This window comes from Bacillus sp. EKM202B (assembly GCF_011066025.1).
GTDB classification, from domain to species: Bacteria; Bacillota; Bacilli; order Bacillales; family Bacillaceae_G; genus Bacillus_A; species Bacillus_A toyonensis.
The window spans coordinates 176778-201029 of sequence record NZ_JAAMNK010000001.1 but is presented as its reverse complement, the minus strand read 5'-3'; the positions used below and the strand labels follow the sequence as shown (position 1 = coordinate 201029).

The following is a 24252-nucleotide window of genomic DNA, read 5'->3' as shown; positions in this document are numbered from 1 at the left end:
TGCATTCTACTTTTAATGATTATATACTACTGTTAGTACCTAGTCATAAAAATGGATGGTGCGGTATGAAAAAGAGAAGAAGTAAAAAAGAAAGACAAGAATTATTACAACAAACAATAGAAACGAATCCTTTTATAACGGATGAAGATTTAGCAGAAAAATTTCAAGTGAGCATACAGACTGTTCGTCTGGATCGTATGGAGTTATCTATTCCTGAATTGAGAGAACGAATTAAGCATGTGGCTACAAAACAACATGAAGAAGATGTGAAATCTTTACCGTTAGAAGAGGTTGTCGGAGAAATTATCGATATAGAATTAGATAGACATGCGATATCTATCTTTGAAGTAAAGGTAGAACATGTATTTAAAAGAAATCAAATTGCTCGTGGGCATCATTTGTTTGCGCAAGCAAACTCACTAGCTGTTGCAGTTATTGATGAAGAATTAGCTTTAACTGCAAAGTCTACCATTCGATACATTCGTCCTGTAAAATTAGGAGAACGTGTAGTTGCAAAAGCGCGCGTTGAAGATGTAGAGAATGATAAAGGACGGACGGTTGTCAAAGTGCGTAGCTTTGTTGGAGAAGAACTTGTTTTTACAGGCACTTTTGAAATGTATCGATCTAGTAATAATAGTGAGGAAGGTAACAACTTATGAAAATCGCAATAGATGCAATGGGCGGAGATCACGCTCCAAAGGCTGTAGTATTAGGAGCAATGAAAGCTATTAAGGAATATTCAGATTTACATATTACGTTAGTAGGGAAAGAAGCAGAAATCCGTCAATACTTAACGAGTGAAGAGCGAATTACTATCCTTCATACAGACGAAAAAATTGAATCGACAGATGAGCCAGTAAGGGCGGTTCGTCGAAAAAAACAAGCTTCAATGGTACTAGCAGCGCAGCAAGTGAAAGATGGTATTGCAGATGCTTGTATATCAGCAGGTAGTACAGGGGCTTTAATGGCAGCAGGATTATTTGTTGTCGGTCGTATGGAAGGAATTGAACGACCAGCTTTATCACCGACAATGCCAACTGTTGATGGAGAAGGTTTTGTTATGTTAGATGTTGGAGCAAACGTTGATGCAAAACCAGTTCATTTATATCAATATGCAGTGATGGGTTCTGTTTACGCAGAGAAGGTAAGAGGAATTAAAAACCCTCGTGTTGGACTTTTAAATGTTGGAACAGAGGATGGAAAAGGAAACGAGCTTTCAAAACAGGTCTTTGCTATGCTCAAAGATGCACCAATTAATTTTGTTGGAAACGTTGAATCAAGAGATTTATTGCAAGGTGTAGCAGATGTTGTTGTGTGTGATGGTTTTACAGGGAACGTAGCTCTAAAATCACTAGAAGGAACAGCACTTGCGCTATTCTCTATGTTAAAAGAGCAATTAATGAGTTCGTTTACGAGCAAATTAGCAGCAGCGGTATTAAAACCAAAACTTATGGTATTAAAAGATAAAATGGATTATTCGGAGTATGGAGGAGCGGCATTGTTTGGATTGAAAGCTCCTGTCATTAAGGCTCACGGTTCTTCAAATGACCAATCGATATTTAGTGCGATTCGTCAAACGAGAGAAATGGTAGCGAAAGAAGTAATTCCTACAATTTCAAGTGTAATGGAGAAGGAGCCGCTTCAATAAGAGGAGGATTTGAAATGGGAAAAATAGCATTTCTTTTTCCGGGCCAAGGTTCACAGGCAGTTGGAATGGGTAGACAGTTAGCGGAGAATAATAACGAGGTTGCGAAAGTGTTTGCGAAAGCAGATGAGGTGTTACACGATTCACTTTCAGAGGTGATTTTTGAAGGGCCGCAGGAAAAGCTTACATTAACGACAAATGCACAACCTGCATTATTAACAACGAGTTTTGCTATTTTGACAGCTTTGAAAGAGTATGACATTACACCTGATTTTGTAGCAGGACATAGTTTAGGTGAATATAGCGCTCTTGTGGCAGCTGGTGCTATAACTTTTGAAGATGCTGTATATGCTGTAAGAAAACGTGGCGAATATATGGAAGAAGCCGTTCCTGGTGGGGAAGGGGCAATGGCAGCTATTTTAGGTGCTGATCCAGATATGCTGAAACGAGTTACAGAAGAAGTAACAAGTGAAGGGTATGCAGTACAGATTGCAAACATGAATAGTACGAAGCAAATTGTAATTTCTGGAACAAATCAAGGGGTAGAACTTGCTTCTCAAAGAGCGAAAGAAAATGGTGCTAAAAGAGCAATTCCGCTTAAAGTAAGTGGACCATTTCATTCCTCTCTTATGAAGCCAGCTGCTGAGAAGTTTCAAAGTGTGTTAAATGAAATTACAATTCAGGATACGAATATTCCTGTTATAGCAAATGTTACAGCAGATGTTATTACACGTGGTGCAGATATTCAAGAGAAGCTAATTGAACAACTGTATTCACCTGTGTTATGGTACCCATCTATTGAAACTATGGTGAAACAAGGTGTGGATATATTTATTGAAATTGGACCTGGAAAAGTACTTGCTGGGCTTATGAAGTCGATTGATTCATCAGTGAAAGCATATGCCATATATGATGAAGCGACATTAAAAGATACCATTTCAAATTTGAGAGGAGAAAACTGATGTTAAAAGGGAAAGTAGCATTAGTAACTGGTGCTTCACGTGGAATTGGTCGCGCGATTGCAATCGATTTAGCGAAACAAGGGGCAAATGTAGTAGTAAATTATGCTGGTAATGAACAAAAGGCGAATGAAGTAGTAGATGAAATCAAGAAATTAGGTTCAGATGCAATTGCGGTAAGAGCAGATGTTGCAAATGCTGAAGATGTTACAAATATGGTGAAACAAACAGTAGATACATTTGGACAAGTCGATATTCTTGTAAATAACGCTGGCGTAACAAAAGATAATTTATTAATGCGTATGAAAGAAGAAGAATGGGATACAGTTATTAATACAAACTTAAAAGGTGTATTCTTATGTACAAAAGCAGTATCTCGTTATATGATGCGCCAACGTCATGGTAGAATAATAAATATTGCTTCTGTTGTTGGTGTTGTAGGAAATCCAGGGCAGGCTAATTATGTTGCTGCTAAAGCTGGTGTAATTGGATTAACAAAAACATCAGCAAAAGAATTAGCAAGTCGAAATATAACTGTAAATGCAATTGCTCCTGGATTTATTGCAACTGATATGACGGACGTATTAGATGAAAATATAAAAGGTGAAATGTTAAAAGTTATTCCGGCTGCACAGTTTGGTGAAGCGCAAGATATCGCGAATGCTGTAACGTTTTTTGCTTCGGATCAAAGCAAATATGTTACAGGACAAACGTTAAATGTTGATGGCGGAATGGTAATGTAATAAAAGAATCGATTTCATCTAGTTTTTTTGGACAATATTTAATATAATATTTGAGGGGAGGTGAATGGAATGGCAGATGTTTTAGAGCGTGTAACAAAAATCATCGTTGATCGTTTAGGTGTAGAAGAAACTGAAGTAGTACCAGCTGCAAGCTTTAAAGAAGATTTAGGCGCAGACTCCCTAGATGTAGTAGAACTTGTAATGCAATTAGAAGATGAATTCGAAATGGAAATTTCTGATGAAGATGCTGAAAAGATTGCTACTGTTGGCGATGCTGTGACTTACATAGAGAGTCATCTATAATGCTTAAGTGAAGTCCCGTTATTTAGCGGGGCTTTCTCGGCTTATATCTGGAGGGACCTATGCCGTACCGAAAATATAGAGAAAAAAAATACGAAACAAAATATCGTGAAGCGTTTAAAGTGTTTCAAGAAAAGATAGGTATTACGTTTACAGATGAAAAATTATTGACTCAAGCATTTACGCATTCATCGTATGTGAATGAGCATCGAAAAAAACCGCATGAAGACAATGAGCGTCTCGAATTTCTTGGAGATGCAGTATTGGAACTTACTGTATCGCAGTATCTGTTTCAAAAATATCCGACAATGAGCGAAGGAGAGTTAACAAAACTACGTGCAGCTATTGTATGTGAGCCATCTCTTGTTCGTTTTGCAAATGAGCTGTCATTTGGAAGCCTTGTTTTATTAGGGAAAGGTGAAGAAATGACAGGTGGACGTGAACGACCAGCTTTATTAGCGGATGTCTTTGAAGCGTTTATTGGTGCCCTTTATCTTGATCAAGGGCTAGAAACAGTTTGGGGATTCTTAAAAGAAATTGTGTATCCGAAAATTAATGAAGGTGCTTTTTCTCATGTGATGGATTATAAGAGTCAATTGCAAGAATTGATCCAGCGTGATGGTAGTGGCAACATTGAGTATCAAATTTTGCAAGAAAAAGGACCAGCCCATAATCGAGAATTTGTGTCACGTGTTACATTAAATAATGTAGCGTTAGGTCTTGGTAGTGGTAAGTCGAAAAAAGAAGCAGAGCAACAAGCTGCTGCAGAAGCATTGAAAAAATTAAAAGAACAATTATAAGGAATCCCCCTTTGAATAGGGGGATTCCTTATGCATAGAATGAAACTTTTCTTTTGTAGATAAATGAAAGGAAAGTAAATCTGTATTATAGCTTGGTTTCGTACAGACAACGTATATAACAACGGAGAATAGGAGGAAGACCTTTCGTGTTTTTAAAAAGATTAGAAATAGCAGGATTTAAATCTTTTGCTGAGCGTGTATCTGTCGATTTTGTTCCAGGTGTTACGTCTGTAGTAGGGCCTAATGGGAGCGGGAAAAGTAATATTACTGATGCAATTCGCTGGGTACTTGGTGAACAATCTGCAAAATCATTACGTGGTGCAAAGATGGAGGATGTTATTTTTGCCGGTAGTGAAACGAGGAGAGCGGTTAATGTAGCTGAAGTAACATTAACTTTAAATAATGAAGATCAACGTTTACCGATTGAATATAACGAGGTGAGTGTAACGCGCCGTGTATCTCGTTCAGGTGATAGTGACTTTTATATAAATAAACAATCTTGTAGATTGAAAGACATTATCGATTTATTTATGGACTCTGGCATGGGAAGAGAAGCCTTTTCAATTATTAGTCAGGGGAAAGTGGAAGAGATTTTAAGTAGTAAATCAGAAGAACGTCGCGGTGTATTTGAAGAAGCGGCAGGTGTGCTGAAATACAAACTTCGTAAAAAGAAAGCTGAAGGGAAATTAGCGGATACACAAGAAAACTTAAATCGTGTACAAGATATTATTCATGAATTGAGTATTCAAGTAGAACCGTTAGAGAGACAAGCTTCTATTGCGAAAGATTATCTCGAGAAAAAAGAAGAGTTAGAGAAAGTAGAAGCTGCGCTTATTGTACATGAAATTGAAGAATTGCATGAGAAATGGGAAGCGCTTCGAAGTCAGTTTGGGCATAATAAAAACGAAGAAGCTAAAATGTCAACGCATTTACAAAAAAGTGAAGAAGAGCTTGAGGAATTACGTGGACAATTACAAGCGGTAGATGAGTCTGTAGATTCCTTGCAAGAAGTTCTTCTTCTTTCTAGCAAAGAGCTAGAAAAATTAGAAGGACAACGTGAGCTGTTAAAAGAGAGGAAGCAAAATGCTACGACGCATTGTGCACAACTTGAACAGTTAATTGTTGAATTGACAGAAAAAGCTAAAAGTTATGATGGTGAAATTGAATCAAGTACAGAAGTGTTAATGCAATTTGTAGATCAAGTAAAAGAATTGGAGAGAAATTTGCTTGATAATGAACAACTGCTTGCAACTTTAGCGGATAATTTAGAGGAACAGATTGAGAATTTAAAAGGGGATTATATTGAACTTTTAAATCAACAAGCTAGTCAGCGTAATGAATTATCTATGATTGAAGAACAGTCTAAACAGCAAAACTCTAAAAATGAACGTCTTGATGAAGAGAATGCGAAATATGTAGAAATGCGTATGGAAATCACAGCGAAAAAGACGAAACTTGTTGAAAGTTATGAACAAGTGAAAGAAAAAATAGCTGGTATCATTTCGAACATACAGAAAACAGAAGCGGCGCTTGGGAAATGTAAGGCGCAGTATAGTGAAAATGAAACAAAACTGTATCAAGCATATCAATTTGTACAACAGGCGCGCTCACGAAAAGAAATGCTAGAAGAGATGCAAGAGGACTATTCTGGTTTCTACCAAGGTGTACGTGAAGTATTGAAAGCTAGAGAAAATAGGTTGCAAGGTATCGAGGGTGCTGTTGCGGAACTGTTAACGGTACCGAAAGAATATGAAGTGGCAATGGAAATCGCTCTAGGTGCAGCAATGCAGCATATCGTTGTACAAACAGAGGAACATGCTCGTAATGCAATTGCATTTTTAAAGCAGAATAAACATGGACGTGCAACGTTTTTACCGCAAGCTGTTATTAAAAGTAGATCGTTATCATTTGAACAGTTACGTGTTGTGAATCAACATCCATCGTTTGTAGGAGTAGCGGCAGAACTTGTGCAGTACAATAATAAATACGAGAATGTCGTTTCGAGCCTATTAGGTACAGTTGTTGTTGCGAAAGATTTACGCGGTGCAAATGAATTAGCGAAACAATTACAATATCGCTATCGTATTGTAACACTTGAAGGTGACGTAGTGAATCCTGGGGGTTCAATGACTGGTGGAGCTGTAAAACAGGCGAAATCTTCTTTATTAGGACGTCAGCGTGAACTTGAAGAATGGACTAAAAAGCTCACTGATATGGAAGAAAAAACAACGAAGCTAGAAAACTTTGTTAAAGCAGTAAAGCAAGAGATTCAAGAAAAAGAAGTACAAATACGCGAACTACGCCAAGGTGTAGAAACTGAGCGTGTAGATGAACAAAAATTAAGAGAAGAAATTAATCAATTAGAATTAGAAGAACATCGAATTAATGATCGCTTATCTATATACGACTTAGAGATAGAAGGATTTTTACAAGATCAAGTGAAAATGCAAGGACGTAAAGGAGAGTTAGAAAAGATTTTAGCAACTCTTCAAGCAGAGATTTCGGAATTAGAGAGCAAAATCGTCGCGTTAACGAAACAAAAAAGCGAGCAACATTCTTCAAAAGAAAAAGTTCAGAAGGAAATGACTGAGCTGAAAGTACAAGCGGCTGAACAACAACAACGTTTGTCTAATCAAAAAGAAAAAGTTGAGCGATTAACGAAGGAAAAAGAAGAAACTGATACAACACTTGTAAAAACAAAAGAAGATTTAGCATTCTTAAAGCAAGAAATGACATCTAATTCAAGTGGTGAAGAACAAATTACGAATATGATTGAGAAAAAAGCATATGATCGTAATCAAACTTCAGAATTAATTCGCTCTCGCCGTGAACAACGTGTATCATTACAAGAGAGAGTGGAGCATTTAGAACGCAATGTGAAGGAAACGTTAGGCAAGCATAAATATATTCTTGAGTTGTTGAAAGATCAAGAAGTGAAAATTAACCGACTTGATGTTGAGTTGGAAAATAGATTGCAACATTTACGTGAAACATATACGATTTCATTTGAAGCAGCAAAACTGAAGTATACAATGATGATGCCTGCAGAAGATGCGCGTAAAAAGGTGAAATTAATAAAACTATCCATAGAAGAGTTAGGTACAGTAAACTTGGGTGCAATTGATGAATACGAGCGAGTAGCGGAACGTCATACGTTCTTACTAGAGCAACGAGATGATTTAGAAGAAGCGAAAGCGACATTGCACCAACTTATTACTGAGATGGATGAAGAAATGAAAAAACGTTTTTCCACTACTTTTGAAGGGATTCGAACGGAGTTTCAATCTGTATTTACTGAATTATTCGGAGGCGGTAGAGCGGATTTAGTAATGACGGATCCTGGAGACATATTAAATACTGGTATTGATATTGTTGCACAACCACCAGGAAAGAAATTGCAGAACTTAGGTTTACTGTCAGGTGGAGAACGTGCTTTAACGGCAATAGCGCTTTTATTTGGTATTTTAAAAGTACGCCCAGTACCATTCTGTGTACTAGACGAAGTAGAAGCGGCTCTAGACGAAGCGAATGTTGCTCGTTTTGCGCAATATTTAAAGAAATTTAGTGATGAGACGCAGTTTATTGTAATTACACACAGGAAAGGTACAATGGAAGAGTCTGATGTATTGTATGGTGTAACGATGCAAGAATCAGGTGTATCTAAGCTTGTTTCTGTTCGTTTAGATGACGGGGAAGAACTTGTGGCGAGTAAATAGGAAGGATGGGAAGCATGAGCTTTTTTAAAAAACTTAAAGAAAAAATTTCAAAACAAACGGATACAGTAACAGAGAAATTTAAACACGGATTGGAAAAAACGAGAAATTCATTTGCGGATAAAGTAAATGATTTAGTCTATCGTTACCGTAAAGTGGATGAAGATTTCTTTGAAGAGTTAGAAGAGATTTTAATCGGCGCAGACGTAGGGGTTTCGACTGTAATGGAATTAATTGATCAGTTGAAAGAAGAAGTGCAGCGCCGAAATATTCAGGACCCAAAAGAAGTACAAGCTGTTATTTCGGAAAAGTTAGTTGGCATTTATAAAGGTGACAGCGACTTTAGTAATGAAATCAATATGCAAGAAGATCAATTAACAGTTGTTTTATTTGTAGGTGTTAACGGTGTAGGGAAAACGACGACAATTGGTAAACTGGCACATAGATTTAAATCAGAAGGTAAGTCAGTCCTATTGGCAGCAGGAGATACGTTCCGTGCTGGCGCGATTGAACAATTAGAAGTATGGGGCGATCGCGTTGGTGTAGAAGTCATTAAACAAGGGTCTGGTTCTGACCCTGCAGCGGTAATGTATGACGCTGTACAAGCTGCAAAAGCGCGTAAAGTAGATGTATTACTATGTGATACAGCAGGACGTTTGCAAAATAAGGTGAACTTAATGAAAGAGTTAGAGAAAGTGAAGCGTGTAATTGAGCGTGAAGTACCAGGAGCTCCTCATGAAGTGTTACTAGTTATTGATGCAACAACAGGTCAAAACGGTTTAAGTCAAGCGAAAACATTCCGTGAAGCAACGAATGTTACTGGTATTGTTTTAACGAAGTTAGATGGAACTGCTAAAGGTGGTATCGTATTAGCAATTCGTAACGAAATGGATGTACCGGTGAAATTTGTTGGCTTAGGAGAGCAAATGGATGATCTGCAGCAGTTTGATCCAGAACAATATGTGTATGGTTTATTTGCAAATTTAGTGGAAACAGAAGAAGTATAAATGAAAGAAGCGGTATTACCGCTTCTTTTTCTATAAAAAATAAGTGATGTTAAGAAAAAAACTTGACACTCTTTTATACTCCATGTAAACTAATTGATGTAAAGGGAAATCACTTAACAAAGGATGATCCAACATGCTCGAGAAAACAACGAGAATGAACTATTTATTTGATTTTTATCAATCGTTGTTAACGCAAAAACAAAGAAGTTATATGTCGCTTTATTATCTAGATGATTTATCTCTTGGTGAAATTGCGGAAGAATTTGATGTAAGTCGCCAAGCCGTGTATGATAACATTAAACGGACTGAAGCGATGCTTGAAGAATATGAAGATAAATTAGTATTACTTCAAAAGTTTCAAGAGCGACAGCGACTTGTTGCAAAGCTAAAACAGCTAATCAGCGAAGAAGAGCATGTGAATGAAGAAATGAAACAAGTTGTTGAAGCTATCGAAAAATTAGATTAGGAGGGCGGCAATATGGCATTTGAAGGATTAGCCGACCGACTTCAACAGACAATGCAAAAAATCCGCGGCAAAGGAAAAGTTTCTGAAGCCGATGTGAAAGAAATGATGAGAGAAGTTCGTCTAGCTCTTTTAGAAGCGGATGTTAACTTTAAAGTAGTAAAAGATTTTGTAAAGCGTGTGTCTGAGCGTGCTGTCGGACAAGATGTAATGAAAAGTTTGACACCTGGACAACAAGTAATTAAAGTTGTACAGGAAGAACTTACAGAACTTATGGGCGGAGAGCAAAGCAAAATTGCTGTTGCTAATAAGCCACCGACTGTTATAATGATGGTTGGTCTGCAAGGTGCGGGTAAAACGACGACAACAGGTAAGCTTGCGAATTTGCTTCGTAAAAAGCATAATCGTAAACCGATGCTTGTTGCAGCGGATATTTACCGTCCAGCAGCGATTAAACAGCTTGAAACATTAGGGAAGCAATTGGACATGCCTGTTTTCTCTTTAGGAGATCAAGTAAGTCCTGTTGAAATTGCGAAACAAGCGATTGCAAAGGCAAAAGAAGATCATCACGATTATGTTTTAATCGATACAGCAGGTCGCCTGCATATTGATGAAGAACTAATGGATGAATTAGCGAAAGTGAAAGAAGTTGCGAATCCGGATGAAATTTTCCTTGTTGTCGATGCGATGACAGGACAAGACGCGGTAAATGTTGCACAAAGTTTCCATGATCAGTTAGGGTTAACGGGTGTTGTATTAACGAAACTAGATGGTGATACGCGCGGTGGTGCGGCATTATCTATTAAGGCTGTAACAAATACACCAATTAAATTTGCTGGTATGGGTGAAAAACTAGATGCGATTGAAGCGTTCCATCCAGAACGTATGGCATCCCGCATTTTAGGGATGGGCGACGTCTTAACATTAATTGAAAAAGCGCAAGCTACAGTTGATGAAGAGAAAGCAAAAGAACTTGAGCAAAAAATGCGTACGCTTTCGTTTACACTTGACGATTTCCTAGAACAACTTGGACAAGTGCGTCAACTTGGACCACTTGACGAATTGTTAGGGATGCTTCCTGGTGCAAATAAAATTAAAGGGCTGAAAAATGCGCAAGTTGATGAAAAGCAAATTGGGCATATTGAGGCAATTATTCGTTCTATGACTAAATTAGAACGTGAACAACCGGAAATAATTAACGCTAGTCGAAAAAAACGCATTGCCAAAGGTAGCGGTACAACCGTACAAGAAATCAATCGTCTAATCAAGCAATTCGATGATATGAAGAAAATGATGAAAACGATGACTGGAATGCAAAAAGGTAAGAAAAAAGGACTAGGTGGAATGAAGTTTCCATTCATGTAAGAAAAAAAGATGGCTCTGTTAAGAAAAAATACTTTACAAAGCAATAGTCTTTTTGCTAATATAATTATCTGTGTGAAATAAATTCGGAGGTGCTTTATAAAATGGCAGTTAAAATTCGTTTAAAACGTATGGGAGCTAAAAAAACTCCTTTCTATCGTGTAGTTGTTGCAGATTCTCGTTCTCCTCGTGACGGACGTTTCATTGAGGAAATCGGTACTTATAATCCGGTTGCTCAACCAGCTGAAGTTAAGATCAACGAAGAAGCAGCATTAAAATGGTTAGGAAACGGTGCTAAACCATCTGATACAGTTCGTAACTTATTCTCTAACCAAGGTATCATGGAGAAATTCCACTTATCTAAACAAGGTAAGTAATTGAGGCAATGACTATGAAGAAGTTAGTCGAGACGATTGTCAAGCCTCTTGTCGATCATCCTGAAGATGTAAAAGTTACACAGGAACTTTACAACGGAGAGATAAAGTATCGATTAACTGTACATCCTGAGGATGTTGGAAAAGTCATTGGTAAGCAAGGGAGAGTTGCGAAAGCGATTCGAATGCTCTTGTATTCAGTGGGACATCATAATGATGAAAAAGTAACACTGGAAATTCAATAAACGTAAAAAGGGCGAGGAGTTACATCCTCTCCCTTTTTTAACATTTAAAGAGAAGTTGCATGTTCCATATGTGAAATGGAGATGCTTAATTTATATAGAAACCAGGGGTGACATACTATTTATGACAAAATGGTTTAATGTAGGGAAAATTGTAAATACTCATGGCGTAAGAGGAGAAATTCGTGTTATTTCTCGTACTGATTTTCCGGAAGAGCGATATAAAGTAGGAAACACTCTATACATATCGAATGAGAAAAGTACAGACTTCCTTCCGGTGAAGGTAACTTCTCATCGTCAACATAAGACATTTGATTTATTAACATTTGAAGGATACAACAATGTAGATGAAGCAGAAAAGTTTAAAGGTTCTTTAATAAAAGTACCAGAAGAGCAGTTAGGCGAACTTGCTGAAGGTGAATACTACTATCATGAAATTATTGGTTGCAGTGTTGTTACGGAAGAAGGAGAAGCGTTAGGAACGATTAAAGAGATTCTATCTCCTGGTGCAAATGATGTTTGGGTAATTAAACGTCCAAAGGGCCAAGATCTTTTAATTCCTTACATTGATGATGTTGTACTTCAAGTTAATATTGAAAATAAATTAGTAACCATTCATGTAATGGAAGGGCTACTATAATGAAAATTGATATTTTAACGTTGTTTCCAGACATGTTTACCGGTGTATTTGGGTCTTCCATCTTAAAGAAGGCGCAAGAAAAAGAAGCGGTAAGCCTTCGTGTTGTTAACTTTCGTGATTATACAACGAGTAAGCATAATAGTGTAGACGATTATCCTTACGGCGGAGGTGCTGGTATGGTGCTTACTCCTCAGCCTATTTTTGATGCGGTGGAAGATTTAACGAAAGAAACAGAGCGTAAGCCGAGAGTTGTCTTAATGTGTCCGCAAGGGGAAAGATTTACTCAGAAGAAAGCGGAAGAGCTTGCAGAGGAAGAACATTTAATCTTTGTATGTGGGCATTATGAAGGGTATGATGAACGGATTCGTGAGCATCTCGTAACTGATGAGATTTCTATTGGTGACTACGTATTAACAGGTGGAGAATTAGCCTCTATGGTTATTACTGATAGTGTAGTACGTCTCCTGCCAGGAGTACTAGGAAATCATGCTTCACAAGTGGAAGATTCGTTTAGTACAGGGTTATTGGAACATCCACATTATACACGTCCTGCTGATTTTCGTGGTATGAAGGTACCAGATGTTTTAATGTCAGGAAATCATAAAAATATTGATGAATGGCGCCATAAAGAATCTTTGCGTCGTACGTACACACGTAGACCGGATTTATTGGAAGAAAGAGAATTATCTAAGCAAGAAAAGAAATGGTTGGAACAGATTAAAGAAGAACAATAAGGGCTTCATATATTTTCTATTGCAACAGTCCTAGCAATATGCTATTATAACATTTGTGCTACTGAAATCAGTAGCCGTATTAACGATGTTCCGCTGTAATTTAATAAGACTTTATAAGAGCATCTGTTTAAAGGAGAGAATTTAATATGCAACAATTAATCGCAGAAATTACAAAAGGCCAATTAAAAACTGACCTTCCTTCATTCCGTCCTGGAGACACTTTACGTGTACACGTAAAAGTAGTTGAGGGAACTCGTGAAAGAATTCAGCTTTTCGAAGGTGTTGTAATCAAACGTCGTGGTGGCGGAATCAGTGAAACATTCACAGTTCGTAAGATTTCTTACGGTGTAGGTGTTGAGCGTACATTCCCAGTTCACACGCCAAGAATCGCGAACATCGAAGTACTTCGCCGTGGTAAAGTACGTCGTGCTAAGTTATACTACTTACGTAACCTTCGCGGTAAAAAAGCACGTATTAAAGAAATTCGATAAGACATGTATGGGAGCTTGTAAATGCGCAAGCTCCCTTTTTCCAATCTATATAAAATTTTGGTATAATACGAGCAGCTTACATAACCGTGGAGGGGAAATACATGAAAAAAGAGACGAGTTCACTTTGGGAATGGATCAAAGCAATTTTGATTGCTGTTGTATTAGCTGGTGTTATTAGACAGTTTTTCTTTGCACCAATTCTCGTAGATGGGGTATCAATGGCGCCAACTTTACATGATCGAGATCGAATGATTGTAAATAAAATTGGTTATCACATAGGAGACCCAAAACGCTTCGATATTATCGTATTCCGTGCAACGGAAGATAAAGATTATATAAAGCGTATTATTGGCCTGCCAGGCGATGAAATAGAGTATCGGAATGACAAACTATATGTTAACGGAAAGGTTTATGAGGAGCCGTATTTAGATAAGCAGAAAAAACAGCTTGCTGATGGACCGCTTACATATGATTTTACTCTTGAAGAAATGACGGGAAAGAAAACTGTTCCAAAAGATCAATTATTTGTTTTAGGGGATAATCGTCGTTTTAGTAAAGATAGCCGTTCGATTGGTACGATTTCAATGGATCAAGTACTTGGTAAAGCCAATATGCTATATTGGCCGTTAAAAGATGCACGTATTGTGAAATAAATGAAAAAGAAGGTGGCAACATGGTAATTCAATGGTTTCCAGGGCATATGGCTAAGGCTAGACGCCAAGTAACAGAAAAATTAAAATTAATTGATGTTGTAATTGAACTTGTAGATGCTCGATTACCATTATCATCTAGAAACCCGATGATTGATGAGATTATTACACATAAGCCAAGGCTTGTTGTTTTAAATAAAGCGGATATGGCAGATGATCGTCTAACGAAAGAATGGATTGCATATTTTAAAGAAAAAGGGCATATGGCAATTTCAATTAATGCGCAAGCTGGACAAGGTATGAAGGAAATTACTGCGGCTTGTAAAGTGCTTGTTAAAGAGAAGTTTGATAAGATGGTTGCGAAAGGGATTAGACCGAGAGCAATTCGTGCTTTAATTGTCGGTATACCGAATGTTGGTAAATCTACGTTAATTAATAAATTGGCGAAGAAAAACATTGCTAAAACAGGAGATCGTCCAGGTGTGACAACAGCTCAACAATGGATTAAAGTTGGGAAAGAAATGGAACTGTTAGATACACCAGGTATTCTGTGGCCTAAATTTGAAGATCAATTAGTGGGTCTTCGTTTAGCGACAACGGGTGCAATTAAAGATTCAATTTTAAATTTACAAGATGTAGCTGTTTATGCATTACGTTTTATGGAGAAACACTATCCAGAACGTTTAAAAGAGCGATATAATTTAGATGAAATTCCAGAAGATATTGTAGAGTTATTTGATGCAATTGGAAAATACAGAGGCTGTTTAATGGGCGGCGGAATGATTGATTATGATAAAACATCTGAACTGGTACTTCGTGAACTTCGCGGTGGAAAACTTGGTAAAATGACGTTTGAAACACCAGAAGAGTTTGTGGAGCAAGTAGAAGAGGTAGAGAAAATAGAAGAAGTATAAGACGTGCGTTTGTGCGTCTTTTCTTTTTGTATACGTTTATAAAGGAGTGTACTTATATGCAAAAAATGACAATACAAGAAGCGGAGAATTTACTGCAAGAAATTATGAGTGAAGAAGATGATCGCTTTCAAATGTTAATAAAAGATGAACGAAAGGGCATTCAAAAACTTATTTTGAAGTGGTACAAACAAAAAGAGTTAGCACAAAAGGAAAAAGAAAAATTTCTAGAAATGTCTAAGTATGAAAATGCGTTACGTGAAAAAGGAATCACATATATTGCTGGCATTGATGAAGTAGGGCGTGGACCATTAGCTGGGCCCGTTGTGACGGCAGCTGTCGTTCTTCCAGATGATTTTTATATTCCAGGGTTAGATGACTCAAAAAAGCTGAGTGAAGCGAAGCGAGAGCGTTTTTATGATGAAATAAAAGCACAAGCAATTGCGATTGGAGTTGGAATTGTATCACCGCAAGTCATAGATGAGATAAATATTTATCAAGCGACGAAACAAGCGATGTTAGATGCTGTTGCGAATTTATCTTGTACACCACAATATTTATTAATTGATGCGATGAAGCTTCCTACATCAATTCCACAAACATCCATTATTAAAGGTGATGCGAAAAGTGTTTCTATTTCAGCTGCATCTATTATTGCGAAGGTGACGAGAGATCGTATGATGAAAGAGCTTGGGGAAAAGTATCCTGCATATGGATTTGGACAACATATGGGGTATGGAACGAAACAGCATTTAGAAGCGATTGAAGCGCATGGAGTATTAGAGGAACACCGGAAATCATTTGCGCCAATTAAAGATATGATTCAAAAATAAGCTGTGAATATACAGCTTATTTTTTTATTTTGGTATATGAACATTATTATTTTCGAAAAAGAATAAAGCGATTTCAGTTTTCTGACACTTTATTGTAGACAGCGTGCCAATCATCTTATACAATGGCAATGTAATGTTTTTTAAACATTAAAAAACTTTTCGAGTAAAACAGGAAAACAGGGGAGGATGGGACCATGAATATCCATGAGTACCAAGGTAAGGCAGTCCTTAAAAGCTATGGGGTTAGCGTTCCGAACGGGAAAGTTGCATTTACAGTAGAAGAAGCTGTAGAAGCAGCGAAAGAATTAGGAACGGATGTATGTGTAGTTAAAGCGCAAATTCACGCTGGTGGACGCGGCAAAGCTGGCGGTGTAAAAGTTGCGAAAAATTTAGAAGAAGTTCGTACATATGCAGAAAGCATTTTAGGAACTACACTTGTAACGCATCAAACAGGTCCTGAAGGTAAGGAAGTAAAACGCTTACTTATCGAAGAAGGTTGCGATATTAAGAAAGAATATTATGTAGGTCTAGTGTTAGATCGTGCAACTTCTCAAGTTGTTTTAATGGCATCTGAAGAAGGTGGAACAGAAATTGAAGAAGTAGCAGAAAAAACACCTGAAAAAATCTTTAAAGAATATATTGATCCAGCAGTAGGTTTACAAGGTTTCCAAGCGCGTCGAATCGCATTTAACATCAATATTCCAAAAGAGCTTGTAGGACAAGCTGTGAAGTTTATGATGGGCTTATATCGTGCGTTTATTGAAAAAGATTGCTCTATCGCTGAAATTAATCCACTTGTTACAACAGGTGACGGTAAAGTAATGGCGTTAGATGCAAAATTAAACTTTGATTCTAATGCATTATATCGTCATAAAGACATTTTAGAGCTGCGTGATCTTGATGAAGAAGATTCAAAAGAAGTTGAAGCATCTAAATATGACTTAAACTACATTCCTTTAGATGGAAATATCGGTTGTATGGTAAATGGTGCAGGTTTAGCGATGGCTACAATGGATATCATTAAACATTACCATGGTGACCCAGCTAACTTCTTAGATGTTGGTGGCGGTGCAACGGCTGAAAAAGTAACAGAAGCATTCAAAATTATCCTTTCTGACAAAAATGTAAAAGGTATCTTCGTTAACATTTTTGGTGGCATTATGAAGTGTGATGTTATCGCAGAAGGTGTTATTGAAGCAACGAAGCAAGTAGGTCTTGAATTACCTTTAGTTGTACGTCTTGAAGGTACAAACGTAGAATTAGGTAAGAAAATTTTAAATGAGTCTGGCTTAAATATTGTTGCAGCAGAATCTATGGCAGACGGTGCACAGAAAATTGTTTCACTAGTGGGCTAATAGAAAGCGGGGGAGAAAAATGAGCGTATTAGTTAATAAAGATACAAAAGTTATTGTTCAAGGTATTACTGGTTCTCAAGGATTATTCCATACAAAACAAATGATTGAATACGGTACGAAAATTGTCGGTGGTGTAACACCTGGTAAAGGCGGCACTGATATTGAAGGTGTACCAGTATTTGATACAGTAGAAGATGCTGTGAAAGCAACAGGCGCAAACGCTTCAGTTGTATACGTTCCACCCGCTTTTGCTGCTGATGCAATTATGGAAGCAGTTGATGCGAAGATTGATTTAGTAGTATGTATTACTGAAGGAATTCCTGTATTAGATATGGTTAACGTAAAGAGATATATGGCTGGTAAACATACACGTTTACTTGGACCAAACTGCCCAGGTGTCATTACACCTGATGAATGTAAAATCGGTATTATGCCAGGATACATTCACAAAAAAGGTCATGTAGGTATCGTATCTCGTTCTGGTACATTAACATATGAAGCTGTACACCAGTTAACACAAGAAGGTATTGGCCAATCTACTGCTGTAGGTATCGGTGGGGACCCTGTTAACGGTACAGACTTTATTGATGCGTTAAAAGCATTTAATGAAGATGAAGAAACACATGCTGTAATTATGATTGGTGAAATCGGAGGTACAGCAGAAGAAGAAGCAGCTGAATGGGTAAAAGCTAATATGACAAAACCAGTTGTAGGCTTCATTGGTGGCCAAACAGCGCCTGAAGGCAAACGTATGGGTCATGCGGGGGCAATCATTTCTGGCGGCAAAGGAACTGCTGCTGAAAAGATTAAAACAATGGAAGCTTGTGGTATTAAAGTGGCTGAAACACCAGCTGTTATGGGTGAAACGTTAATCTCTGTTTTAAAAGAAAAGGGATTATTTGAAACTTGTAAAAACTATTAATCTTTTTGAAAGGCACCTTCTTATTTGAGGGTGTCTTTTTACAATTTTTCTGTTTACATAATAAAAATTATGGGTAAGGAGAATTAGGATGAAAAGAGAGCGATTATTACATCTGCATTACGTGTTAGCGGATCATTGGAAGGCGATGGAGAGGCTGCTATATGTCGATCCAGAATTGAAGGTAATATACAATTTTAACCAAAAACAAATAGAAAACTACACTGGAATATCCCCGAAAAAATCTGCAGAACTAGTACATTTCCTCCAAAATTCAAACCTTTTGCAATATATATCTTATTTAGAGAGAAATCAAATCTTTTATGTGACTATATGGGATGAAAATTACCCGCAATTATTACGTGAAATACAAGACCCTCCTTTTGTTTTATATGGAAAAGGAGAGAAGAATTTTCTAAATAAAGTAAATAAATTAGCGGTTGTTGGAACGAGAGAACCGTCGTTATACAGTCGTGAGAGTATGGAGTTTATTTTACATCCTTTATTAGAAAGAGAATGGCTTATTGTGAGCGGATTTGCAAAAGGGATAGATACAATATCTCATGAAGTTACAGTAAAGAAACATCGTCCGACTATTGCGATATTGGGACACGGATTATCTTATATGTATCCGAAAGAGAATAGACGTTTATATGAAAAGTGGGAGGAATATATATTGCTATTAACAGAGTATCCTCCGCACTATGCACCGAAAAAATGGTATTTTCCAAAAAGAAATCGAATTATTAGCGGGATAAGTAAAGGGGTTTTAGTTGTAGAAGCAAAATCAAGAAGTGGGTCACTTATTACGGCAGACCTTGCATTAGAGCAAAATAGAGAGGTATTTGCGCTTCCTGGACCAATATTTATTGATAGTGCATCGGGAACGAATCAGCTTATTCAACAAGGTGCAAAACTAGTACGAAATGCAGAGGATATCTTTGAAGAAATAATAAATTAACCTTATATTTTTATGTTTTTATTAAACAATTATTGACAAATGGTAGATTGGCACTGTATGGTATATTCATTCTTGATTGACAAAAACAAGAGAAATCAATAAGATTAATGAAGACTTGAATCCACCTCTTAAGGAGGCACTAGCATGTCAGATTACCTCGTAATCGTGGAGTCGCCTTCTAAGGCGAAGACCATTGAGAAATATTTAGGGAAAAAATACAAAGTCGTTGCGTCCATGGGACATGTTCGCGATTTACCTAAAAGCCAAATGGGGATAGAAGTAAAGAACAACTTCACCCCGAAGTATATTACCATTCGTGGTAAAGGTCCCGTTTTAAAAGATTTAAAATCAGCGGCAAAAAAAGCAAAGAAAGTCTATCTCGCGGCCGATCCAGACCGTGAAGGAGAAGCAATTGCTTGGCATTTAGCGAATACGTTAAATGTGGATGTTGAATCAGATTGTCGAGTTGTCTTCAATGAAATTACAAAAGATGCAATAAAAGAATCATTTAAACATCCTCGTGCAATTAATATGGATTTAGTAGATGCACAACAAGCAAGACGTATACTTGATCGTCTAGTTGGTTACAATATTAGTCCTTTATTATGGAAGAAAGTAAAAAAAGGATTAAGTGCAGGTCGTGTACAATCTGTAGCAGTTCGTTTAATTATCGAACGTGAAAGGGAGATTCAAAACTTTGAGCCTGAAGAATTCTGGACAATTAAAACAGAGTTTGTAAAAGGGAAAGATACATTTGAAGCAAGCTTTTACGGTGTAGATGGTGAAAAGGTTCAATTAACGAATGAAACGCAAGTGAATGAAATAATTGAACAGATGAAAGATAATGCGTTTTCAGTTGAAAATGTAACGAGAAAAGAGCGAAAACGTAATCCCGCTTTACCGTTTACAACATCTTCCTTGCAACAAGAAGCAGCACGTAAGTTAAATATGCGAGCAAAGAAAACAATGATGCTTGCACAGCAACTGTATGAAGGGATAGATCTTGGGAAACAAGGGACTGTGGGTCTTATAACGTATATGAGAACTGACTCAACGCGTATCTCAGAAACAGCTCAAACAGAGGCTCGTACTTACATTACTGAGGCGTATGGTGCGGAATACATAGGAACAGAGAAGAAGAAAGAAACGAAAAAATCAAATGCACAAGATGCGCATGAGGCAATTCGTCCTACTTCGGTAATGAGAAAGCCAGAGGAACTAAAAAGTTTCTTAGGTCGTGACCAACTTCGGTTGTATAAATTGATTTGGGAGCGATTTGTTGCAAGTCAAATGGCGTCTGCTATAATGGATACTGTTACAGCGAAACTCATTAATAACAATGTTCAGTTCCGTGCAAGTGGCTCGGTTGTAAAGTTCCCGGGGTTTATGAAAGTGTATGTTGAGTCAAAAGATGATGGTGCGGAAGAAAAGGATAAGATGTTGCCACCGTTAGAAGTGGGAGAAACGGTATTTTCAAAAGATATAGAGCCGAAACAACACTATACCCAGCCACCGCCACGTTATACAGAGGCTCGTTTAGTAAGAACACTTGAAGAACTTGGGATTGGAAGACCATCCACTTATGTGCCGACACTTGAAACAATTCAAAAACGCGGTTATGTTGCTTTAGATAATAAACGTTTCGTTCCAACTGAATTGGGTGGAATAGTAATCGAACTTATTTTAGAGTTTTTCCCAGAAATTATTAACATTGAATTCACAGCTAACATGGAGCAAAGCCTTGATGAAGTGGAAGAAGGAAATGCGAATTGGGTGAAAATTGTTGATGATTTCTACGTAGGATTTGAACCGCGCTTAGAAAAAGCGGAAAAAGAAATGCGTGAAGTGGAAATTAAAGATGAACCAGCTGGGGAAGACTGTGAATTATGTGGTCATCCAATGGTCTTTAAAATGGGTAAATATGGGAAGTTTATGGCTTGCTCGAATTTCCCTGATTGTCGTAATACAAAACCGATTGTGAAAGAAATCGGTGTAATTTGTCCGAAGTGTGAAGAAGGACAAATTATTGAACGTCGTAGTAACAAAAAGAAACGTCTTTTCTACGGATGCGGTACGTATCCAGAATGCGACTTTGTATCTTGGGATAAGCCGATTGGCCGTAAATGTCCGAAGTGTGAAGGGATGCTTGTAGAGAAGAAGTTGAAAAAAGGCGTGCAAGTACAATGTATTTCGTGTGATTATGAAGAAGAACAACAAATGTGAGCGTAACTGCTCACATTTTTTTCGGGAAGAAAAGGAAAGGTGATATATATATGACAACACAAGTAGTAAACGTCATTGGCGCAGGTCTTGCAGGAAGTGAAGCAGCTTACCAAATTGCAAAACGTGGTGTCCAAGTAAAATTATATGAAATGAGACCAGTAAGGCAAACGCCAGCTCATCACACAGATAAGTTTGCTGAATTAGTGTGCAGTAACTCATTACGTGCAAACACATTAACAAATGCCGTTGGAGTTATTAAAGAAGAAATGCGTTTAATGGATTCTGTCATTATTCGTGCAGCTGATGAGTGCTCTGTACCAGCTGGAGGAGCTTTAGCAGTTGACCGTCATGAGTTTGCAGCTAAAGTGACTGAATACGTAAAGAATCATCCGAATGTAACTGTAGTGAATGAAGAGCTTACTGAAATTCCAGAAGGACCAACAATTATTGCAACAGGTCCACTTACATCTCCTGATCTTGCTGCACAATTAAAAGAACTAACAGGTGAAGATTATTTCTATTTCTACGATGCAGCAGCACCAATCGTTGAAAAAGACAGCATTGATATGAACAAAGTATATTTAAAGTCTCGTTATGATAAAGGAGAAGCGGCATATTTAAACTGTCCTATGACAGAAGAAGAATTTGATCGTTTTTATGAGGCTTTAATTGCTGCTGAGACAGTACCTTTAAAAGAATTTGAAAAGGAAATTTTCTTTGAAGGTTGTATGCCAGTGGAAGTTATGGCAAGCAGAGGAAGACAGACGCTAGTATTTGGACCAATGAAACCTGTTGGATTAGAAGATCCGAAAACAGGGAAAACGCCATATGCTGTTGTTCAGTTACGTCAAGATGATGCAGCGGGAACGTTATACAATATCGTAGGTTTCCAAACGCATTTAAAGTGGGGACCACAAAAAGAAGTGTTACAGTTAATTCCAGGACTGGAGAACGCAGAAATTGTACGCTACGGTGTAATGCATCGTAATACGTTTATTAATTCACCTAATTTACTTCGTCCGACGTATCAATATAAACAACGTGATGATTTATTCTTTGCTGGTCAAATGACTGGAGTAGAGGGATATGTTGAATCGGCGGCATCAGGGTTATTAGCAGGTATTAACGCTGCTCGACTTGTAAAAGGCGAAGAGCCAGTTGTATTACCACCTGTAACTGCAATGGGAAGTATGGCAAATTATATTACTGCGACAAATGCGAAAAACTTCCAGCCTATGAATGCAAACTTCGGTCTATTTGCACCGTTAGAGAAGAAGATCAAAAAGAAGGCAGAACGAAATGAAGCGTATGCTACACGCGCATTAGAAACAATTCAAAATTTTGTAAATATTTAGTTAAATTTCTTGCAAAGGCTACTAAGTTGTGATACGATTTAGTAGCCTTTATTGAGGTGAGTTATGTGAATGTGAAGAAATTGTTACAATTATTCGTTGGATATTTACAAATTGAAAGAAATTATTCAAAATATACAATTGCAAGTTATCAAAATGATTTAGAACATTTTGTGCAATTTATGGAGCGAGAAGGCATATCCTCTTTTTTAGATGTTACATACGCGGATGTTCGTTTGTACTTAACGACGTTGCACGATGAAAAGTTAGCCCGTAAATCTGTCGCAAGAAAAGTGTCAAGCTTACGAAGTTTATATCGTTTTTTAATGCGTGAAGGTTATCGGAAAGATAACCCGTTTGCACTTGCGTCACTCCCCAAAAAAGAATTGTCAATCCCAAAGTTTTTATATGCTGAAGAATTAGAGGAATTATTTGAAGTTTCTGATACGGAAACGCCGCTAGGTCAAAGGAATCAAGCTTTATTAGAGTTGATGTATGCGACGGGGATCCGTGTGAGTGAATGTGTCAACCTACAACTTACCGATATTGACTTTGCAGTGGGAACAATTTTAGTGATGGGAAAAGGAAAAAAACAAAGGTATATTCCGTTCGGAAGTTATGCACAAGATGCTTTAATTACTTATATGGAGAACGGGAGAAAACAGTTAGCTAACAAGACTGAAGAACAATCTCATATGGTATTTTTAAATGCGAAAGGTACGCCGCTAACAAGTCGTGGTGTGCGCTATGTATTAAACGAACTCATTAAGAAGGCTTCATTGACAATGCGGATAAGTCCCCATATGTTAAGGCATACATTTGCTACACACATGTTAGATGAAGGGGCAGATTTACGTACTGTACAGGAGCTGTTAGGTCATGAAAATTTGTCGACGACACAAATTTATACGCATGTCTCTAAAGAAAGATTGCGTTCTGTTTACATGAAGCATCACCCGCGGGCATAAATTGCTTTTAAAGCTATAAAAACATATAAAGGAGTTTTTTCTATGGGAAATTTCCACGCTACAACGATATTTGCAGTTCATCATAATGGAGAATGTGCAATGGCTGGAGATGGCCAGGTAACGATGGGGAATGCTGTTGTAATGAAACATACAGCTCGTAAAGTTCGTAGACTTTTCCAAGGGAAAGTTTTAGCTGGTTTTGCAGGTTCAGTTGCGGACGCATTTACTCTTTTTGAAATGTTTGAAGGGAAATTAGAAGAGTATAACGGGAACTTGCAGCGTGCTGCAGTTGAAATGGCGAAACAATGGCGTGGGGATAAAATGCTGCGTCAGTTAGAAGCGATGCTCATTGTCATGGATAAAACAACTATGCTCCTTGTTTCGGGCACAGGAGAAGTAATTGAACCGGATGATGGTATTTTAGCAATTGGATCTGGTGGAAATTATGCACTTTCTGCAGGTCGTGCTTTAAAACAATATGCAAGTGAACATTTAACTGCGAAGCAGATTGCGAAAGCGAGTCTAGAAATTGCAGGCGATATTTGTGTTTATACGAACCACAACATAATTGTTGAAGAATTGTAGAATCGTAAGGGAGGCATTTTAT

25 protein-coding genes are annotated in these 24252 nt (G+C 37.6%); all 25 read left to right on the top strand.

Going from position 1 to position 24252, the window contains the following annotated elements; genetic code table 11:
• The first annotated feature begins 65 nt into the window (after nucleotides 1–65).
• The 25 genes from fapR to hslV all read left to right on the top strand — a co-directional run bounded on the left by fapR (nucleotide 66) and on the right by hslV (nucleotide 24230).
• Nucleotides 66–659: a transcription factor FapR gene (fapR, locus tag G9F74_RS01015; protein ID WP_000747351.1), complete on the top strand. Its 594-nt coding sequence runs from the start codon at nucleotides 66–68 to the stop codon at nucleotides 657–659.
• Nucleotides 656–1648 carry a phosphate acyltransferase PlsX gene (gene plsX, locus G9F74_RS01010; RefSeq protein ID WP_000684090.1) on the top strand — a complete coding sequence of 331 codons (993 nt, stop codon included), beginning with the start codon at nucleotides 656–658 and terminating at the stop codon, nucleotides 1646–1648. Before fapR ends, plsX begins: the two co-directional genes overlap by 4 nt.
• Before the next feature lie 14 nt (nucleotides 1649–1662).
• Nucleotides 1663–2607 (top strand): ACP S-malonyltransferase, encoded by a 945-nt coding sequence (fabD, locus tag G9F74_RS01005; RefSeq protein ID WP_000515915.1) that lies wholly within the window; start codon nucleotides 1663–1665, stop codon nucleotides 2605–2607.
• On the top strand, nucleotides 2607–3347 hold the full coding sequence (gene fabG, locus G9F74_RS01000) for a 3-oxoacyl-[acyl-carrier-protein] reductase (protein ID WP_000911780.1): 741 nt from the start codon (nucleotides 2607–2609) through the stop codon (nucleotides 3345–3347). The genes fabD and fabG overlap by 1 nt, the downstream gene beginning before the upstream one ends.
• Nucleotides 3348–3416: 69 nt before the next feature.
• Complete coding sequence (gene acpP / locus G9F74_RS00995; RefSeq protein WP_000786062.1) at nucleotides 3417–3650, top strand: acyl carrier protein; 234 nt, start codon at nucleotides 3417–3419, stop codon at nucleotides 3648–3650.
• A gap of 59 nt (nucleotides 3651–3709) precedes the next feature.
• On the top strand, nucleotides 3710–4447 hold the full coding sequence (gene rncS, locus G9F74_RS00990) for a ribonuclease III (protein WP_001146877.1): 738 nt from the start codon (nucleotides 3710–3712) through the stop codon (nucleotides 4445–4447).
• 146 nt (nucleotides 4448–4593) lie between these two features.
• Nucleotides 4594–8163 (top strand): chromosome segregation protein SMC, encoded by a 3570-nt coding sequence (gene smc / locus G9F74_RS00985; protein WP_016109022.1) that lies wholly within the window; start codon nucleotides 4594–4596, stop codon nucleotides 8161–8163.
• 14 nt (nucleotides 8164–8177) lie between these two features.
• The gene (gene ftsY / locus G9F74_RS00980) at nucleotides 8178–9167 is read left to right on the top strand and encodes a signal recognition particle-docking protein FtsY (protein ID WP_000007643.1); all 990 of its coding nucleotides are present in this window, start codon (nucleotides 8178–8180) and stop codon (nucleotides 9165–9167) included.
• A 133-nt stretch (nucleotides 9168–9300) separates the two neighbouring features.
• Nucleotides 9301–9633 carry a putative DNA-binding protein gene (locus G9F74_RS00975; protein ID WP_000891061.1) on the top strand — a complete coding sequence of 111 codons (333 nt, stop codon included), beginning with the start codon at nucleotides 9301–9303 and terminating at the stop codon, nucleotides 9631–9633.
• Between the two features lie 12 nt (nucleotides 9634–9645).
• Complete coding sequence (ffh, locus tag G9F74_RS00970; protein ID WP_000863463.1) at nucleotides 9646–10995, top strand: signal recognition particle protein; 1350 nt, start codon at nucleotides 9646–9648, stop codon at nucleotides 10993–10995.
• Between the two features lie 101 nt (nucleotides 10996–11096).
• The gene (gene rpsP, locus G9F74_RS00965) at nucleotides 11097–11369 is read left to right on the top strand and encodes a 30S ribosomal protein S16 (RefSeq protein ID WP_000268750.1); all 273 of its coding nucleotides are present in this window, start codon (nucleotides 11097–11099) and stop codon (nucleotides 11367–11369) included.
• A 14-nt stretch (nucleotides 11370–11383) separates the two neighbouring features.
• Nucleotides 11384–11611 (top strand): KH domain-containing protein, encoded by a 228-nt coding sequence (locus G9F74_RS00960; RefSeq protein WP_000737399.1) that lies wholly within the window; start codon nucleotides 11384–11386, stop codon nucleotides 11609–11611.
• Nucleotides 11612–11732: 121 nt separating this feature from the next.
• Nucleotides 11733–12248 (top strand): ribosome maturation factor RimM, encoded by a 516-nt coding sequence (rimM, locus tag G9F74_RS00955; RefSeq protein ID WP_000170280.1) that lies wholly within the window; start codon nucleotides 11733–11735, stop codon nucleotides 12246–12248.
• Nucleotides 12248–12982, top strand: a complete 735-nt coding sequence (trmD, locus tag G9F74_RS00950) for a tRNA (guanosine(37)-N1)-methyltransferase TrmD (protein WP_000686907.1) — start codon at nucleotides 12248–12250, stop codon at nucleotides 12980–12982. The genes rimM and trmD overlap by 1 nt, the downstream gene beginning before the upstream one ends.
• A 146-nt stretch (nucleotides 12983–13128) precedes the next feature.
• The gene (rplS, locus tag G9F74_RS00945) at nucleotides 13129–13473 is read left to right on the top strand and encodes a 50S ribosomal protein L19 (RefSeq protein ID WP_001186517.1); all 345 of its coding nucleotides are present in this window, start codon (nucleotides 13129–13131) and stop codon (nucleotides 13471–13473) included.
• Nucleotides 13474–13574: 101 nt separating this feature from the next.
• Nucleotides 13575–14126 (top strand): signal peptidase I, encoded by a 552-nt coding sequence (gene lepB, locus G9F74_RS00940; RefSeq protein WP_000712442.1) that lies wholly within the window; start codon nucleotides 13575–13577, stop codon nucleotides 14124–14126.
• Nucleotides 14127–14146: 20 nt separating this feature from the next.
• Complete coding sequence (ylqF, locus tag G9F74_RS00935; RefSeq protein ID WP_000236689.1) at nucleotides 14147–15037, top strand: ribosome biogenesis GTPase YlqF; 891 nt, start codon at nucleotides 14147–14149, stop codon at nucleotides 15035–15037.
• A gap of 56 nt (nucleotides 15038–15093) precedes the next feature.
• Nucleotides 15094–15867, top strand: coding sequence for a ribonuclease HII (locus G9F74_RS00930; RefSeq protein ID WP_016109021.1), 774 nt, complete (start codon nucleotides 15094–15096; stop codon nucleotides 15865–15867).
• A gap of 194 nt (nucleotides 15868–16061) precedes the next feature.
• On the top strand, nucleotides 16062–17222 hold the full coding sequence (gene sucC / locus G9F74_RS00925) for an ADP-forming succinate--CoA ligase subunit beta (RefSeq protein WP_001020779.1): 1161 nt from the start codon (nucleotides 16062–16064) through the stop codon (nucleotides 17220–17222).
• Between the two features lie 19 nt (nucleotides 17223–17241).
• A complete protein-coding gene (gene sucD, locus G9F74_RS00920) occupies nucleotides 17242–18144 on the top strand; it encodes a succinate--CoA ligase subunit alpha (RefSeq protein ID WP_000115185.1) in 903 nt (300 codons plus the stop codon).
• Between the two features lie 88 nt (nucleotides 18145–18232).
• Nucleotides 18233–19102, top strand: coding sequence for a DNA-processing protein DprA (gene dprA, locus G9F74_RS00915; protein ID WP_000818051.1), 870 nt, complete (start codon nucleotides 18233–18235; stop codon nucleotides 19100–19102).
• Between the two features lie 144 nt (nucleotides 19103–19246).
• Nucleotides 19247–21325, top strand: coding sequence for a type I DNA topoisomerase (topA, locus tag G9F74_RS00910; RefSeq protein ID WP_001286961.1), 2079 nt, complete (start codon nucleotides 19247–19249; stop codon nucleotides 21323–21325).
• A 50-nt stretch (nucleotides 21326–21375) separates the two neighbouring features.
• A complete protein-coding gene (trmFO, locus tag G9F74_RS00905; protein WP_000212000.1) occupies nucleotides 21376–22680 on the top strand; it encodes an FADH(2)-oxidizing methylenetetrahydrofolate--tRNA-(uracil(54)-C(5))-methyltransferase TrmFO in 1305 nt (434 codons plus the stop codon).
• A gap of 65 nt (nucleotides 22681–22745) precedes the next feature.
• The gene (xerC, locus tag G9F74_RS00900) at nucleotides 22746–23645 is read left to right on the top strand and encodes a tyrosine recombinase XerC (protein WP_001101240.1); all 900 of its coding nucleotides are present in this window, start codon (nucleotides 22746–22748) and stop codon (nucleotides 23643–23645) included.
• Nucleotides 23646–23687: 42 nt separating this feature from the next.
• A complete protein-coding gene (gene hslV, locus G9F74_RS00895; RefSeq protein WP_000526274.1) occupies nucleotides 23688–24230 on the top strand; it encodes an ATP-dependent protease proteolytic subunit HslV in 543 nt (180 codons plus the stop codon).
• Nucleotides 24231–24252 lie beyond the last annotated feature (22 nt).

Bases quoted from the DNA above. Each gene is read 5' to 3' on its own strand.
- acpP (WP_000786062.1), top strand. From the start codon at position 3,417: ATGGCAGATGTTTTAGAGCGTGTAACAAAAATCATCGTTGATCGTTTA.
- rncS (WP_001146877.1), top strand. From the start codon at position 3,710: ATGCCGTACCGAAAATATAGAGAAAAAAAATACGAAACAAAATATCGT.
- G9F74_RS00930 (WP_016109021.1), top strand. From the start codon at position 15,094: ATGCAAAAAATGACAATACAAGAAGCGGAGAATTTACTGCAAGAAATT.
- ftsY (WP_000007643.1), top strand. From the start codon at position 8,178: ATGAGCTTTTTTAAAAAACTTAAAGAAAAAATTTCAAAACAAACGGAT.
- dprA (WP_000818051.1), top strand. From the start codon at position 18,233: ATGAAAAGAGAGCGATTATTACATCTGCATTACGTGTTAGCGGATCAT.
- G9F74_RS00960 (WP_000737399.1), top strand. From the start codon at position 11,384: ATGAAGAAGTTAGTCGAGACGATTGTCAAGCCTCTTGTCGATCATCCT.
- sucD (WP_000115185.1), top strand. From the start codon at position 17,242: ATGAGCGTATTAGTTAATAAAGATACAAAAGTTATTGTTCAAGGTATT.
- lepB (WP_000712442.1), top strand. From the start codon at position 13,575: ATGAAAAAAGAGACGAGTTCACTTTGGGAATGGATCAAAGCAATTTTG.
- rimM (WP_000170280.1), top strand. From the start codon at position 11,733: ATGACAAAATGGTTTAATGTAGGGAAAATTGTAAATACTCATGGCGTA.
- fabD (WP_000515915.1), top strand. From the start codon at position 1,663: ATGGGAAAAATAGCATTTCTTTTTCCGGGCCAAGGTTCACAGGCAGTT.
- fapR (WP_000747351.1), top strand. From the start codon at position 66: ATGAAAAAGAGAAGAAGTAAAAAAGAAAGACAAGAATTATTACAACAA.
- trmD (WP_000686907.1), top strand. From the start codon at position 12,248: ATGAAAATTGATATTTTAACGTTGTTTCCAGACATGTTTACCGGTGTA.
- fabG (WP_000911780.1), top strand. From the start codon at position 2,607: ATGTTAAAAGGGAAAGTAGCATTAGTAACTGGTGCTTCACGTGGAATT.
- hslV (WP_000526274.1), top strand. From the start codon at position 23,688: ATGGGAAATTTCCACGCTACAACGATATTTGCAGTTCATCATAATGGA.
- ffh (WP_000863463.1), top strand. From the start codon at position 9,646: ATGGCATTTGAAGGATTAGCCGACCGACTTCAACAGACAATGCAAAAA.
- rpsP (WP_000268750.1), top strand. From the start codon at position 11,097: ATGGCAGTTAAAATTCGTTTAAAACGTATGGGAGCTAAAAAAACTCCT.
- topA (WP_001286961.1), top strand. From the start codon at position 19,247: ATGTCAGATTACCTCGTAATCGTGGAGTCGCCTTCTAAGGCGAAGACC.
- ylqF (WP_000236689.1), top strand. From the start codon at position 14,147: ATGGTAATTCAATGGTTTCCAGGGCATATGGCTAAGGCTAGACGCCAA.
- plsX (WP_000684090.1), top strand. From the start codon at position 656: ATGAAAATCGCAATAGATGCAATGGGCGGAGATCACGCTCCAAAGGCT.
- G9F74_RS00975 (WP_000891061.1), top strand. From the start codon at position 9,301: ATGCTCGAGAAAACAACGAGAATGAACTATTTATTTGATTTTTATCAA.
- sucC (WP_001020779.1), top strand. From the start codon at position 16,062: ATGAATATCCATGAGTACCAAGGTAAGGCAGTCCTTAAAAGCTATGGG.
- rplS (WP_001186517.1), top strand. From the start codon at position 13,129: ATGCAACAATTAATCGCAGAAATTACAAAAGGCCAATTAAAAACTGAC.
- trmFO (WP_000212000.1), top strand. From the start codon at position 21,376: ATGACAACACAAGTAGTAAACGTCATTGGCGCAGGTCTTGCAGGAAGT.